The following is a 14,683-nucleotide window of genomic DNA, read 5'->3' on the forward strand; positions in this document are numbered from 1 at the left end:
ACCAGCTTTCATCGTATTTCCCGGATGACGGAACAACCGGAAAGAAAGCTTTAAACAGCGTGCACCTGGTAACGATCTTTATTCACAGTATCAACGTGCCCGTTACCAACCCATTTTTCCGTTTATGGAAGTTATCCTTTACCGGTAAAAAGAGATTGTATAATTTTCAGCCGTAAAACAAACACCATGAGAAAATTAATCCTGTTTATTTTGCCTGCGCTGGTTACTTTGTCTTCGTGCGACGAAGTATTTAGAAAAACCGTTAATGGCAGCGGCAACATAACTTCAGAAAACCGCAGCATCAACAGTGCTGATAAAATAAAATCCTTCGGCAGTTTCGATATCGTGATTATACAGGGCAACACGCCTTCTGTAAAAGTGGAAGCTGATGATAACCTGATGGAATACATTCTTACAAGGAATGAAGGCGATGCGCTGGTTATTAAAACAAGAGAAGGATATAACCTGCGCTCAGATGATGCTATAAAAGTTACCGTTACAACAAATGAACTGGAACTGCTGGAAGTTGCGGGCAGCGGCAATGTTACCGGCCAGGGTAAGTTTACTGGTCGTGACAGGTTGAAAATTTCTGTGGCAGGCAGCGGTAATGTAGACCTGGATGTAAACTCGCCTGATATTGATGTAAACATTGCAGGCAGCGGAAACATTGGCTTGCGCGGCGAAACAAGGGATTCTAAAATAAGTATTGCGGGTATGGGCGATTACAATGCCGATAACCTGAAAAGTGAGACAGTAAAAATTAATATTGCCGGCAGTGGCAATACAAAAGTGTATGCATCAGAAAGCCTGGATGTAGAGATTGCTGGTAGCGGTGATGTATATTACCGCGGTGAACCGGCCATTACCAAACACATTGCAGGTAGCGGTAAAATAAGCAGGATCGAATAGCACAGCGCTGTATCGGTAAAAAAATCCGGCTTTAAGAAGCTGGATTTTTTTATGCTACTCATACGCCAGTGTATCAAGTTTATTTCCCATTGTACCTTTCATTCTTTCCCAGAAATTCTCCCTTTCAGTAATGGCTACAAAATCTTTGTTGTATGCCTTTTGGTAATCAATCGGCGGGTCGGTCATCAAAGGTTCCATAGCTTTTAGCGTATCAAAAACAATTGGGATAATGCCCACATCTGTGGCCACTTTTGTGTACGTAAACTGGGTAAGCATTTTTGCCTGGAACGGATCTGTGGCAAGCGCAATTTTATGAAACCCCAGTTTCCTGGATTTTTTGTAGGAGTAGTAAATATTCTCTGTGCTGTGCTCTGCTTTTATTTCTGTAAAAATATGTTCTTTGGGTATGCCTATGGCTGCAGCGTACATGGCCATTATCTCGCCTTCGTAATATGGTGTATACACAGATGAGCCTGAGTACATAATGTTTTTGGCTATGCCTTTATCGTACAGGTATTTTGACCAGTATACACGCGCTTTCATGGTTCTGCTCCATTTCCCTGCTGCGGTATCAAAAGGCACACCTGGTACAACAACCATATCATATTGTGTTTGCTGAGATTCCTGCAGCTTGCGCCTGGTTGACTTTGCAGAAAATGCACAGGCACTTAAGATGATCATGGAAAGAAACATGATGAGGCGTAATGTTTTTAACCTGTTGGATTTTTTCTTTAGCATACCAAAAATTGTAAATGACTGCAACAAACAACTGTGTTATTTGTTCAAGGAATTTAGTGCTTTAATCTGAAAAGATTACGCATTTTGCATGCCATAAACAATTAAACCGGCAAAAAGAATGTATCAATCAGTAACACAAATGCGTGTACGCTATGCGGAAACAGACCAGATGAATGTAGTATACTACGGTAACTATGCACAATACTTTGAGGTGGGCCGCGTGGAAAGTATACGGCAGTTGGGTTACACTTATAAAGACATGGAACATTCCGGTGTTATTATGCCTGTGGTGGAAATGCATGTGCGCTACCTGCGCCCGGCAACGTATGATGATCTGCTTACTGTTAAAACCACCCTTCGCGAACTGCCCACAGATCACAGGATCGAGTTCTTCCAGGAAGTGTTGAATGAAGCCGGTAAACTGCTTTGCGCCGGCACCGTAAAGCTGTTTTTTTTAAATGCAGGCGACAGAAGCAAAACGCAAATGCCGGCGGCTATGCGCCAAAGCCTGATGCCGTATTTCCAGTAAATCATTTTAGTACATCAAGCACTTTGTACATGGCTGGCACAATGCTGCCGGCGGCTGTATCGTAATTGTTGATGATAATAGCAAAGGTGTAGGTAATGCCATTTGCCGCTGTGTGATAACCGGCATAAGCTTTTGCACCACCAATCGTTCCGCTTTTCATGTGCATGCCATTGTACACCGGCAACGCATTGTAAAAACTGTTGTACCACGTTTTGTTTTTTGCAAATTGTAAAGCCGTTACCAGCGCATGCGTGGTAACCCGGTTTTGTGGCGAAAGGCCGCTGCCATCTACTATGTTCAATGCAGCTTTTTCTATCCCGTTATTGTTCCAGAACGTTTTCACCAGCTCCACTCCTGCTGTTGTAGTACCTGCACCGGTTGCTTGATAAGACATTGTTTTCAGCAACGCTTCACCATACAGGTTAATGCTTTTTTGCAGGAACCAGTAATTGATCGAATCCAGTGTTGGTGATGTGAGATTTGAAAGCTGTGTTGCGGTTTTGTCTGCAGCAGTATTGTACAACACTTTTGTTTGTGTGTGCTGCCCCATATTTTTTTCGGCAAGCATCGCCGCCAGTTCTTCGCCCAACTGTAAGGCAGGCTCCGGCAATGCACCCGATAGTTTAAAACGTTGTTCGCCTGCCGGTACTGTGCCATCAACAAAACCGTTGTTTGAATATGGCGGCAGGTATATGTAACCGTTATCACCGCTGCCGGGCTTACCACTCATTAAATTGTTGTTGATGTTTGTATGGTATAATACCGGCTCGGTTCCGGTAATCGTTACGTTGTCTCCTTCATTCTTGCCGGGTTTCAGCAACAGGTCATATTGATTTTCGTTCCAGTTTATGGCCCAGCTTCCTGCGCCGTAGTAATTGCCGATGTCGTCCCAAATCCAGCCACCAGGCAGGGGTTGATAGTCAAAGGCGGTATTATCAATCACAATGTTGCCCGCTATTGTGGCAATGCCTGCATTGCTTAGCTGCACAAGGATATTCTGCAGTACAATTTCTCTCGTGGTCTGCGAAAAACGCCAGCTTCCAAGTGTGGGGTCACCAGATCCTTTAATGATCAGGTCACCCTGCAAAACATGGTCTACAATTTTTCCTGAATACAGTATGGAAGTATTGTACCTGTATGCACTGCCCAGTTTTTCAAATGCAGCAATACCCGTAAAAACCTTTTGTGTGCTTGCCGGTGCCAGGCCTGTTTGCTCATTCAATGCAAATACAGGTTTACCGCTTGTTGTTTCAACCACGTACAAACTCATAGAAGCATGTTTCATTTGAGGTGCCTGCTGCAACTGCTTTACTGCTTTATCAATGCGTTGCGGCAAAGTTTGAGCGCCGGTTTCCAAACAGGTTATTACCAAAACCATTATAATCACATGTCTTTTCATAAGCATCATTTACCTTGCGCTAAAATAGTGTTTGTTTTATTGATGAGCCCGGCTTAAGTACATGCATAAAGCTTTCGTTGCGTCGCACTCTTGTACTTTTGAAACTTTATGCAGCAAACGCGAAGATCAACGCGTAGGTACAATATAGAACTGATGAAAAGGCACAACCGGGAACATCGTTTATGCTTTCGTATGCATGATAATATTTAGTTACTAAAAACACACAGCAGAATTGTTACAATATGCAAAAAGTTACTGCATCAATCATAACGATCGGGGATGAACTTTTGATCGGGCAGGTAATAGATACCAACAGCGCATGGATGTCTCAACAGCTCAACAATATCGGAGTGTGGGTACAGCACCGCGTTGCAGTGGGCGATGTAAGGAATGACATCCGGCACGCTTTGGATGAAGAAGGAAGACGTTCAGATATTATACTGATTACCGGTGGCCTGGGCCCGACTGCAGATGATATTACCAAACCATTACTCTGCGAATATTTTGGTGGCAGGCTCATCATGCACCAGCCCACGCTTGAACATGTTACCTATCTCTTTGAGCAGGTTTTTAAAAGGCCTGGCGCTATGCTGGAACGCAATAAAAAGCAGGCCGAAGTGCCCGATGTTTGCACCGTGCTGAAAAACGAACGTGGTACAGCACCGGGTATGCTGTTTGAAAAAGACGGTAAGGTATTTATAAGTATGCCGGGTGTGCCGCATGAAATGCAGGGCATCATGAAAGACCATGTCTTTGAACTTATAAGGAAACGTTACAGCATGCCGCGCATTGGTCACCGCACATTATTAACCGCGGGCCAGGGAGAATCGATGCTGGCTGAAATGATACAAAGCTGGGAAGCGGCTTTGCCGACCAATATAAAACTGGCATACCTGCCTAATTATGGTATGGTTCGGCTAAGACTTACCGGAATGGGTGAAAAAGAACAGGTAGAACACGAGCTGAACAAACAGTTTGATTTACTGAAGCAACTGGTGCATGCATACCTCGTAACTGATGAAGACATTCCGATGAACGAGGTGGTTGGGCGCTTGCTGAAAGCATTGGGCAAAATAGTAACAACAGCAGAAAGCTGTACCGGTGGTTATATTGCGCACCTGTTAACCTCCATACCGGGCTCTTCTGCTTATTTTCATGGCGGGGTGGTCAGTTATGATAACCGTATTAAACAACATTTGCTTGGCGTAAAAGCAGCAACCATCAGCCGGTATGGCGCTGTAAGTGCTGAAACAGTTACAGAGATGGCCAACGGTGCTTTAGCGCTTATGCAAACTGACTATGTGATTGCTGTTTCGGGTATAATGGGGCCTGATGGCGGCAGTGAAGATAAGCCTGTTGGTACTGTATGGGTAGCAGTAGGCAATAAAGATAGGATTGAAACTAAAAAGCTGTGGTTTCGTTTCGACAGGAAGCGAAACATTGAATTAACAGCAATAAATGCATTGAATCTTTTACGCATTTTCATTCTTACAAACGGTAGCGCCTGATTTACTACCTTTGGCGCTTTAAAGGATTGCCTGCCATACTATTTATATGTGCGTAAACAGTTCTTTATTAGTTGATGCGTTTGCAAATTGTGTAGTATTGTTGCACAACGTACAGTTGCACACACAAAATAGTTGCAGATAAGGAGGACTGGCCGAACCAATGCCGCCCAAAGATTTGCAGTACAAGAGTGCGACGCAACAAAAGATGAGCAAAGAAAAAGCAGCCGGGTTCATAAAAAATCTCTAACTGAAATTAAACTTGTTATGGCTATTGTTGATCTGGTAATGCCTAAACTGGGTGAAAGTATTATGGAAGCCACCATTTTAAAATGGCACAAAAAACCCGGTGATAGTGTAAAAATGGACGAGACTGTTCTCGAAATTGCTACTGATAAAGTAGATAGTGAAGTGCCTTCTACTGCTGCAGGCACTATAAAAGAACTGCTCTTCAAGGAAAATGATGTAGTAGCAGTGGGTGCGGTGATTGCACAAATAGAAACAACTGTGGGTGCGGTTTCCGCAGTTCCGGAACCGGAAATAACGCCGCAACCTGCAGAGTCTGTAACTGAAGAAGCAGAAATACCTTATACACCTGCACAGGTGAATACCGCAAATATGAATGGAAATGGTGGCGCTAATCGTTTTTACTCACCACTTGTACTGAATATTGCGGGTAGTGAAGGTGTTGCGCTGGCAGAACTGGAAAGCATTCACGGATCGGGAAATGAAGGGAGGGTTACCAAAAAAGATATCCTGCAATATGTAGAGGATAAAAAGAGCGGCAAAGTAAAGCCTGCGGCTACGGTTATTGCTGCACCGCCTGCAGCACCTAAAGCTGAGCCGGTAGCGCCGGCACCTGCAAGGATGGAACAACCGGCTGTTAAACCAGCTATCGTTCCAGATTACACTGGCGCCAATGTAGAAATTATAGAAATGGATCGTATGCGTAAAGTAATTGCTAAACACATGGTGGATAGCAAGCACACGAGCCCGCATGTAACAAGTTTTGCTGAAGCTGATGTAACCAATATGGTACTGTGGCGGGAGCAGGCAAAGAAAGAATTTGAGAGAAGAGAAAATACCAAACTGACTTTTACGCCGCTTTTTATTGACTGTATTGTAAGGGTGATGAAAAAATACCCGATCATTAACAGTTCGGTTGACGGTGAGCGGATCATTATTAAAAAAGACCTGAACATTGGTATGGCTACTGCTTTACCAAGTGGCAACCTGATTGTCCCGGTAATCAAAAATGCCGATTATTTAAACCTGGTGGGCTTGAGCAAACAGGTAAATATGCTGGCAGAAAACGCCAGGAACAACAAATTAAGACCTGACGATACACAAGGCGGCACTTTTACACTTACCAACGTGGGCACATTTGGCAGCCTGATGGGCACCCCCATCATTAACCAGCCACAGGTGGCGATTCTTGCGGTTGGCGCCATCAAAAAGCGGCCGGTGGTAATTGAGACACCGCAGGGTGACACTATTGGCATAAGGCACATGATGTATCTTTCTTTAAGTTACGATCACAGAATCGTAGACGGAAGTGCAGGGGCATCTTTTCTTACAGCGGTTGCCAGGGAATTTGAAGCATGGGATACAGAACGAAACTGGTAGTTAAATTACGCAAGACTATAAAAAGAAAAGTCCCGGCCAGCCGGGACTTTTCTTTTTAAAAGGCATTTCTTATTGCACACCTTTTCCCTTTGGTCTTGGGTATTTTACTTTTACGACTTTCTTTTTACCCGTTTGCGTTGCAGGGTTGATAACAGTATCTGTACTTATTCCCGCCTGGGATTGTACAACCGCAGACTCTACAGCCGCAGGTTTTACTGATGTTTTTTCCTCTTTGCTGCAGGACATAATGGTTAATGCGACAAAGGCGGACAGCGATAGTAATTTTTTCATGGTTTTTGGTTATTCAATAAGTGTGGGCATATTTTGCTCACCTCTTTTAAACGAAAACCAGTGTGGGAAAATTACGGCGGCTGCTTACTAACCGGTTTAATTTGCATTAAAAAACCGCTGTATAAATTAAGAAAATCTATATCTGAGAACGTTTTATCCGGATATTGGAATAACAATGACGCCTAGTTGTATTATGAATTGATTATCAATGATATATGATGTACTCTTTCGTTGGCACAGGGTTTGGCTTATTATAATTGTCCGTTTATTAATCCGAAACTCTTAAAGACACCGATACCCTTTAGAAAACGCCGTACCCTGAAAGCCTGATAACCCTGTTACAAACTATGCACCCTTTCACAAATTATTGAACCTTCCCACGGGAAGGTTTTTTCTTTTTGATACCAGCGTTTTTATACAGCAACTGCCTGCCACGTGACGGTGATAAACAATTGGCTATGTTTTTGGTTACACACCTGCATGCAACTGATTGAATTCACAGACAAAGGCTTGTATTGTGCGCCCGGCAATTTTTACATTGATCCGTGGAAACCGGTGGACAAAGCGATCATTACGCATGCACATAGTGACCATGCCAGGTGGGGAAGCAAACAATACCTCTGTCACCACTACACCAAACCTTTATTACAGGCCAGGTTAGGCGACAATGTGTACGAAAGTATTGGATGGAATGAATCAATCCGGTTGAACGAGGTAACTGTTTCGCTGCATCCGGCGGGTCATATTATCGGCTCATCGCAGGTAAGGGTCAGTTACAAAGACGAGGTGTGGGTTGTAAGCGGTGATTATAAAACAGAAACAGACCATATCAGTGGTGTTTTTGAACCGGTACAGTGTCACGCGTTTATAACTGAATCCACCTTTGGTTTACCCATCTATAACTGGATGCCCCAGGAGAGTATCTACGAGAAGATACGCAACTGGGTCATCGCCAATAAAGCTGCCGGGAAAACGTCTGTTTTGATTGCATACAGCCTGGGGAAAGCGCAACGGGTATTGAAAGCGCTGGAACCATTACAGGAAAAGATTTATGTACACGGGGCTATATGGAACATGCATCAGGCATTATTATCAGCAGGTATACTGATGCCGGCCGTGGAGCGTGTGACACCGGAAACTACGAAAGATGATCTCAAGGCAGGCATCGTAATAGCACCGCCCGGGGCAGACGGCTCTCCCTGGATGAAAAGAATGGAACCGTATGCCGTAGGCATGTGCAGCGGGTGGATGCAGGTACGTGGCAATGTGCGCAGGAGAAATGCAGATGCGGGTTTTATTTTAAGCGATCATGCTGACTGGAAAGGTTTGTTAGCCGCCATCAGGGCAACACGGGCCGAAAAGGTTTTTGTAACACACGGATTTCAGTCTACGCTTAGCCGCTATCTGAATGAACAGGGTATTTATAGTGCAGAGGTGAAAACAGAATATGGTAATGATGATGAAGAAGCAGTGAATGATACAGGCATAGTGGAACCCCACGACGATCAAATAAATGCGGAACTATGAAACAATTTTCAGCGCTGGTACAGGTACTTGGAACTTCCACAAAAACCACTGATAAGCTAAATGCGTTGTCACAGTATATGCAGGAGGCCGGCGGTAAAGATAAGGTATGGGTAATAGCGTTATTCAGTGGCAGAAGACCCAGGCGAATCATCAACTCCACAAGGCTGGCGGAATGGTGCTGCGAAATTGTAGATATTCCGTTCTGGTTATTCGAAGAAAGCTATCATACAGTGGGTGACCTGGGCGAGACAATTGCACTGCTGCTGCCAGACATTGTAACAACTGAAGTGCAGGAAGAACATGATCTTGCTTACTTTCTTGAAAAAATTATTGCGCTGGAAAAAGCAGAGGAAGCGCAAAAGAAAACATTCATTACTGACCAGTGGATGCGAATGACAAAAGAGGAAAGATTTGTTTTTAACAAGTTGCTTACCGGCGGTTTCAGAATTGGTGTTTCGCAGAAAATGATGGTCAACGCCCTTGCTAAAACAGTTGACACTGATGCAGCAGTGATTGCGCACCGGATAAGCGGAAACTGGGATCCTTCGAGCATTGTATTTGAAGATCTGCTGAGTGATGAAAATGGCAGCCTGGATAACTCAAAGCCTTACCCTTTTTACCTTGCTTATGCACTCGAAACAGCGCCTTCTGCTTTGGGTGAGCCATACGAATGGCAGGCCGAATGGAAATGGGATGGTATCCGCGGACAGATGATCAGGCGAAACGATGAGTTTTTTGTGTGGAGCCGTGGGGAAGAACTGATGACAGAAAAATTTCCCGAGTATGAAGTGTTGCAATCCGGTTTGCCTAATGGTATTGTGATCGATGGCGAAATAATGCCATTCAGGAAAGATGAGCACACCTCTCTCACAGACAGTAATGTTGCCGTGTTACCTTTCTCTGTTTTACAAACACGCATCGGCAGAAAAAATGTTACAAAAAAACAATTGCAGGAAGCGCCTGTAGCCTTCTTTGCCTATGACCTGCTTGAATACAATGGAGAAGATATACGTTATAAGCCGCTTGCAGAGAGAAGAGCATTGCTGGAAGAGGTTGTAAGTAAAGCCGGTAACGTTATACTACAGCTATCACCGGTAATCAACTTCAACTCGTGGCAAAAACTGGCAGAGGAGAGAGACAAATCCAGAAGTATTAATGCTGAAGGCATTATGCTGAAAAGGAAATCTTCTGCCTACCAGGTGGGGAGAAAAGTGGGTGACTGGTGGAAGTGGAAGATAGATGCGCTGACTATAGATGCGGTAATGATCTATGCACAAAAAGGTCATGGCAGAAGAAGCAACCTGTACACAGATTATACGTTTGCTGTAAAAGATGGCGATAAACTTGTAAGTTTTACAAAAGCTTATTCCGGTTTAACAGACAAGGAATTTGCACAGGTGGATGCGTTTGTAAAAAGAAATGCTATTGAAAAGTTTGGCCCGGTGAGAACCGTTAAACCAGAACTGGTTTTTGAAATTGCCTTTGAAGGTATTGCCGCCAGCAACAGGCACAAAAGCGGTGTGGCGCTTCGGTTTCCGAGAATTCACCGGTGGCGGAGAGATAAGAAAGCAGCAGAAATAAACACGCTGGACGATTTAAAAAAGATGCTTGAATTATACGGCAAATAACAATCCCGGGGATGAAATTCCCGGGATTGTTTTATAGCGTTTGGTATTGTATCGCGCTTCGCAATGTTGCAGTGTTTGCTTTAGTACAAGAGTGCGACGCAACAGGTGCTTCATAGGTATTCAACAGCCGGGCTCACAATAATTACAACGATAATGTACCCTTATAAAAGTCTAATATTTTTGTGCGTAATATATAATCATATTTGGCAGCTATGAGATTAATCTTTGCATTGTCTGCCCTGTTTTTGACCAATAAATATTCAACAGAATTGATGGCGCCGGCATTGAACTTAACTTCTGCAGCAGTAAACGAAATAGAAAGCGCATCTACCTGTGCCTGTACTTTCTGGTAACGCTCAAATGCGGTATTCATGTTAAGGTATGCCTGCTCTACTGATTGTTGTAGCTGTGTTTTTGCAGTGGTTGCATTTAGCGTTGCTCTTTTCTCCTGGTTACGGGCAGTTTTTACCCGGCTTCTTGCCACAAGACCATTCAGTATTGGTATCTGTATACCTACACTTACGGATGAGTTGAAGTTGTTTTTCCACTGCATATCATAAGGGATTTTTGCCGATGAAAAATTTGACTGCGGGGCATACACCTGTAGTTTCTCATTGTTCACATTTACATACCCGCCCGTTGCTACATCGGTAACACTGATAAGCGTGGAAGTGCTTGCTGCGCTTGAATAGTTGGTGCCTAAACCGCCGCTGAGTACCAGCGATGGGTACATCTGGCCTTTTGCTGCTTTCAGGCTTTTGGTGGCGCTTGCCCTGCGCAGGTCAACTGCCTTTATCATCGCAAGATTATTCAATGCAGTCTGGTAAATGTCATTGCTGTTGCCATCGTACAGGCTTAAGGCTGATGATTCATCAACTTTTTCGAGCTGCATGTCTTTCGAGTAATTGATGTTCATTAGTTGTACCAAAGAAATTCTTGCAGACTCAACCGTATTCTTAAGCGTTACAATATTCGCTTCATCTGTTGCAAGCTGTCCTTTGGTATCGTAATATGTTGCCGGTGCAATAGCGCCGTCGTTGTTCAGCAATTCCAGTCTTTCCACCTGTTTCCTGGTCACATCGGCAAGCTGTATGGCTGCATTGAGTTGCTCTGTTGCATTCAGTACCTGCAGGTATGCCAGTATAACATTGATTGTAACGTTATCCTTTTGCTGTTGCCAGTCCATCTTGCCTGCTTCGTAGTTCAGCCTGTTTGCTTTAATGTTGTTACTAACGCTGCCGGCGTTCCACAGGTATAAATCTGCTCCCAGGTTGTAGTTGGCGTAACTGAGATTTTGGTTGATGTAAGAGTTGGTAAAAGGATCAATGGCCCTGCCCTGGCTAAGACCGTGTGTTATACCACCACTTATAAACGGTAAACGATTTCCCTGCGACTGGTTGTACGTAACCTTACTGTCCATCATGGCAAGTTCGCTGCGGTTGATATCAGCATTATTTCTAAGCGCTATATCTATACATTTTTTGAGCGACACCAAACCATTGATGCGTGCTGTATCCTGTGCAAAGGTTTTTTGTGCAAGCACAAAAACGATAAACGTTGCAATCAAACTAATCTTTCTCATGATCTGTTTATTATTCCACTTCATTTTTATTATGGGCCCGGCAGCGGGAATGCTTATGAGGCTTCCGTTGCGTCGCACTCTTGTACTGTATATTGCTGTTCAGCTGCCCCGGCTGCAACAACGCACACCGGTAAAATTCCGCTGTATATAAAAGCCGTGATAAGCTCGCTGTTGTTATATTACATGATTGTCAGGTGGGGTTCTTCCCGTTCAATCCTTCCGTCGAGTAAATGGATGATCCTGGAACCATAGCCGGCGTTTTTTTCAGAGTGTGTAACCTGAATGATAGTTACGCCGTCTTCTTCATTTAGTTTTTTAAACAACTCCATGATCTCTTCACCCTGTTTGGAATTGAGGTTGCCTGTGGGCTCATCGGCAAGAATCAGTTTTGGTTTGGCAACAAGTGCCCTGGCTATTCCCACCAGTTGCTGCTGACCGCCCGAAAGCTGTGTGGGGAAAAGATCTTTTTTACCAACAATATTAAAGCGGTCAAGAATATCTGCCACCACGGCTTTGCGCTCAGATGTTTTCATATCCTGGTAAATAAGCGGTGTTTCAATATTCTCATACACCGTTAGCTCATCTATAAGATGGTAAGCCTGGAAAACAAAACCTATGTATTGTTTGTACAGCTGTGAGCGATGCTTTTCTTTAAGTTTGTGTACAGGCTCTCCGAAAAAGAAATATTCACCCTCATCTGCTTCATCGAGCATGCCTATTACATTGAGCAAAGATGATTTGCCTGAGCCGGAAGGCCCCATAATAGACACGAATTCGCCTTCGGTAATACCAAGGTTAACGTCCTTCAGGATAAAATTTCTTGCCCCGCCAACATTTACCCATTTAGAGATGTGCTTAAGTTCGATCATGGTTTTGTATTTAAAGCCAAAGTTATAATCAGGCTCAATGTTTACAAATACATGCCAACTTAATTTATTGTTGATTTTCAAATAGTTGTGAGTGTAAATAGAATAGTGGTGTACGGTTTTGATACACTTAATGTACTGTTTTGATGCATGGCGCATGGCACACATCATCTACATGTCAGTAATATCCGGGGTTTTCAAAAAAAAGTAACGATTGATCAGAAAAAGTGCATGAATGATGATACAGTACAGACGGCCACAGCAGGTGGTAAATTTTAATTGAGGTATAATATGGCACCATTGAGCACAGAGGCAAAACTAACCCAGAAGAAATATGGATATAGTAACCAAACGGCAACTTTCGAATGCTGCGAAAACAAATACATTGTTATAAGAATCATGACCCACAAAAGAACAATATCTACCAATGCCCAGCCAACCTGGTGAAAATTAAAGAAGATAATACTCCACATTCCGTTTAGTGCAAGTTGCACTGCAAAAACAAATAATGCTACATTTCGTTTAGATGTTTCAGGCTGCTTCCACACAAAATAGCATGATATGCCCATGAGTATGTAAAGAATTGTCCATACGGGTGCAAACAACCAGTTAGGTGGATTGAAAAAAGGCTTGTTTAAACCGGCGTACCAGGTGCCAATAGCTGATGAGGTTGCAAAGCCTGCCCCGAAACCAACAAGCAATGTAATAGCAAGTGAGAGAAAAAGTTTCAGATTTGGGTTCAGCGATTTTGAATAAGATTGATCCATGCATTTTAAATTTACACTAATTATAACCAATGAAAGATAACTTCTCGGCGCAGGCAGAAGCTTATGCAAACTTCAGACCGCATTACCCTACAGAGATGTACGCATTTATATATGGCCAGCTAAGCTGTTATGATCGTGCGCTGGACATAGCAACAGGGAACGGGCAGGTTGCCAAAGAACTGGCTGCAAAGTTTAGCCAGGTTTACGCAACAGATATAAGTGCAAAGCAATTGTCTGAAGCGCCGCAGCTACCCAACATCCAATACAAACAGGAAGCCGCAGAACAAAGTTCATTTGCGGATCATTTTTTTGATCTTGTCACCGTTGCACAAGCGATACACTGGTTCAATTTCGACGCATTTTACGCCAATGTAAGGCGGATTACAAAACCGGGTGGCATTATTGCCGTGGCAGGTTATGGCCTTGTATCCGTTAATACAGTAACAGACAGATGGCTGCAACATTTTTACACCAATATTATAGGACCATACTGGGATAGTGAAAGAAAATACATTGATGACCATTACACAACTATTCCTTTTCCTTTTGAAGAGATCAGTGCACCATCGTTGTTCATCCGTTATAAGTGGTCGAAACAACAGTTTCTCGGCTATTTAAATACCTGGAGCGCTGTACAACATTTCATCCGGGCAAATAGTGTAAACCCGCTGGCAGGAGATACATTGCAACGGCTTGATTCAATATGGCCCGATAATACCTGCTATGACATTTCATTTCCGCTGTTGTTGCGGGTTGGTCGTTTATAATTAAATCTATACAATATGAGCAGTTATATAAAACAGGTTGACATCAGGTGGAGTGATATGGACCCTAATTTTCACCTGCGTCATTCGGTGTACTATGATTGGGGAGCAATGATGCGCCTGTCATTCCTGCATGATCATGGGTTAACGCCTGCTGTAATGCAGCAGTTGCATTTTGGCCCTATACTCTTCAGGGAGGAATGCGTTTTTAAGCGGGAAATACTTTTTGGCGATACTGTATTCCTGAATGTATATATAAGTAAAAGCAGGCGCGACATGAGCCGGTGGTCTATGATACATGAAGTATGGAAGAATAAAGATATTTTAAGCGCAACAATTACTGTTGATGGCGCCTGGCTTGATACGCAGAGCAGGAAGCTGGCTACCCCACCAGCAGTTATAAAAACAGTATTCGAAGCTTTACCAAAATCTCCCGGTTTTGAATGGACAGATTAATCAGATAGTCCGTAAAAATCCACAAACCGTTGCATAAATCGTCACCACTTCTATACAGTCATTTGGCTGTTACGTTGGTAATCAATCGTTTGTGAA

Annotated in this window: 14 protein-coding genes; 8 read left to right on the forward strand and 6 right to left on the reverse strand. The window is 43.5% G+C overall.

The features are described 5' to 3' along the window. Window positions 1–186: 186 nt before the first annotated feature. Window positions 187–909: a head GIN domain-containing protein gene (locus I5907_RS16070; RefSeq protein ID WP_196991824.1), complete on the forward strand. Its 723-nt coding sequence runs from the start codon at window positions 187–189 to the stop codon at window positions 907–909. Between the two features lie 54 nt (window positions 910–963). Here the strand turns inward: I5907_RS16070 and I5907_RS16075 are convergent, their stop codons facing one another. Next, on the reverse strand, window positions 964–1,647 hold the full coding sequence (locus tag I5907_RS16075) for a YdcF family protein (protein ID WP_196991825.1): 684 nt from the start codon (window positions 1,645–1,647) through the stop codon (window positions 964–966). 118 nt (window positions 1,648–1,765) lie between these two features. Here I5907_RS16075 and I5907_RS16080 point away from each other — a divergent pair, with 118 nt between their 5' ends. Then, entirely contained in the window at window positions 1,766–2,176 is a 411-nt protein-coding gene (locus tag I5907_RS16080) for an acyl-CoA thioesterase (RefSeq protein WP_196991826.1), read from the forward strand. 1 nt (window position 2,177) lies between these two features. On the opposite strand, the gene dacB is transcribed toward I5907_RS16080, so the two are convergent. Further along, window positions 2,178–3,575: a D-alanyl-D-alanine carboxypeptidase/D-alanyl-D-alanine endopeptidase gene (gene dacB / locus I5907_RS16085; RefSeq protein ID WP_196991827.1), complete on the reverse strand. Its 1,398-nt coding sequence runs from the start codon at window positions 3,573–3,575 to the stop codon at window positions 2,178–2,180. A 242-nt stretch (window positions 3,576–3,817) separates the two neighbouring features. Between dacB and I5907_RS16090 the strand changes: the two genes are divergently transcribed. Together I5907_RS16090 and I5907_RS16095 are read left to right on the forward strand one after the other, a co-directional pair. Next, window positions 3,818–5,083: a CinA family nicotinamide mononucleotide deamidase-related protein gene (locus tag I5907_RS16090; protein WP_196991828.1), complete on the forward strand. Its 1,266-nt coding sequence runs from the start codon at window positions 3,818–3,820 to the stop codon at window positions 5,081–5,083. Between the two features lie 264 nt (window positions 5,084–5,347). Beyond that, complete coding sequence (locus tag I5907_RS16095) at window positions 5,348–6,706, forward strand: dihydrolipoamide acetyltransferase family protein (RefSeq protein WP_196991829.1); 1,359 nt, start codon at window positions 5,348–5,350, stop codon at window positions 6,704–6,706. 69 nt (window positions 6,707–6,775) lie between these two features. On the opposite strand, the gene I5907_RS16100 is transcribed toward I5907_RS16095, so the two are convergent. Next, on the reverse strand, window positions 6,776–6,997 hold the full coding sequence (locus I5907_RS16100; protein ID WP_196991830.1) for a hypothetical protein: 222 nt from the start codon (window positions 6,995–6,997) through the stop codon (window positions 6,776–6,778). Between the two features lie 480 nt (window positions 6,998–7,477). On the opposite strand from I5907_RS16100, the gene I5907_RS16105 reads away from it, so the two are divergent. Both I5907_RS16105 and I5907_RS16110 read left to right on the forward strand, forming a co-directional pair. Continuing rightward, complete coding sequence (locus I5907_RS16105) at window positions 7,478–8,524, forward strand: ligase-associated DNA damage response exonuclease (protein WP_196991831.1); 1,047 nt, start codon at window positions 7,478–7,480, stop codon at window positions 8,522–8,524. Beyond that, a complete protein-coding gene (locus I5907_RS16110; RefSeq protein WP_196991832.1) occupies window positions 8,521–10,152 on the forward strand; it encodes an ATP-dependent DNA ligase in 1,632 nt (543 codons plus the stop codon). Before I5907_RS16105 ends, I5907_RS16110 begins: the two co-directional genes overlap by 4 nt. Before the next feature lie 142 nt (window positions 10,153–10,294). Here the strand turns inward: I5907_RS16110 and I5907_RS16115 are convergent, their stop codons facing one another. The 3 genes from I5907_RS16115 to I5907_RS16125 all read right to left on the reverse strand — a co-directional run bounded on the left by I5907_RS16115 (window position 10,295) and on the right by I5907_RS16125 (window position 13,367). Continuing rightward, the gene (locus tag I5907_RS16115) at window positions 10,295–11,734 is read right to left on the reverse strand and encodes a TolC family protein (RefSeq protein WP_196991833.1); all 1,440 of its coding nucleotides are present in this window, start codon (window positions 11,732–11,734) and stop codon (window positions 10,295–10,297) included. A gap of 179 nt (window positions 11,735–11,913) precedes the next feature. After that, window positions 11,914–12,603: an ABC transporter ATP-binding protein gene (locus I5907_RS16120; protein WP_196991834.1), complete on the reverse strand. Its 690-nt coding sequence runs from the start codon at window positions 12,601–12,603 to the stop codon at window positions 11,914–11,916. A gap of 272 nt (window positions 12,604–12,875) precedes the next feature. Beyond that, on the reverse strand, window positions 12,876–13,367 hold the full coding sequence (locus tag I5907_RS16125; protein ID WP_196991835.1) for a TspO/MBR family protein: 492 nt from the start codon (window positions 13,365–13,367) through the stop codon (window positions 12,876–12,878). A gap of 29 nt (window positions 13,368–13,396) precedes the next feature. Between I5907_RS16125 and I5907_RS16130 the strand changes: the two genes are divergently transcribed. Continuing rightward, on the forward strand, window positions 13,397–14,134 hold the full coding sequence (locus I5907_RS16130) for a class I SAM-dependent methyltransferase (protein ID WP_196991836.1): 738 nt from the start codon (window positions 13,397–13,399) through the stop codon (window positions 14,132–14,134). A 15-nt stretch (window positions 14,135–14,149) separates the two neighbouring features. Next, window positions 14,150–14,587, forward strand: coding sequence for an acyl-CoA thioesterase (locus I5907_RS16135; protein ID WP_196991837.1), 438 nt, complete (start codon window positions 14,150–14,152; stop codon window positions 14,585–14,587). The last annotated feature ends 96 nt before the right edge of the window (window positions 14,588–14,683 follow it).

Source organism: Panacibacter microcysteis, from assembly GCF_015831355.1.
Classification (GTDB): domain Bacteria; phylum Bacteroidota; class Bacteroidia; order Chitinophagales; family Chitinophagaceae; genus Panacibacter; species Panacibacter microcysteis.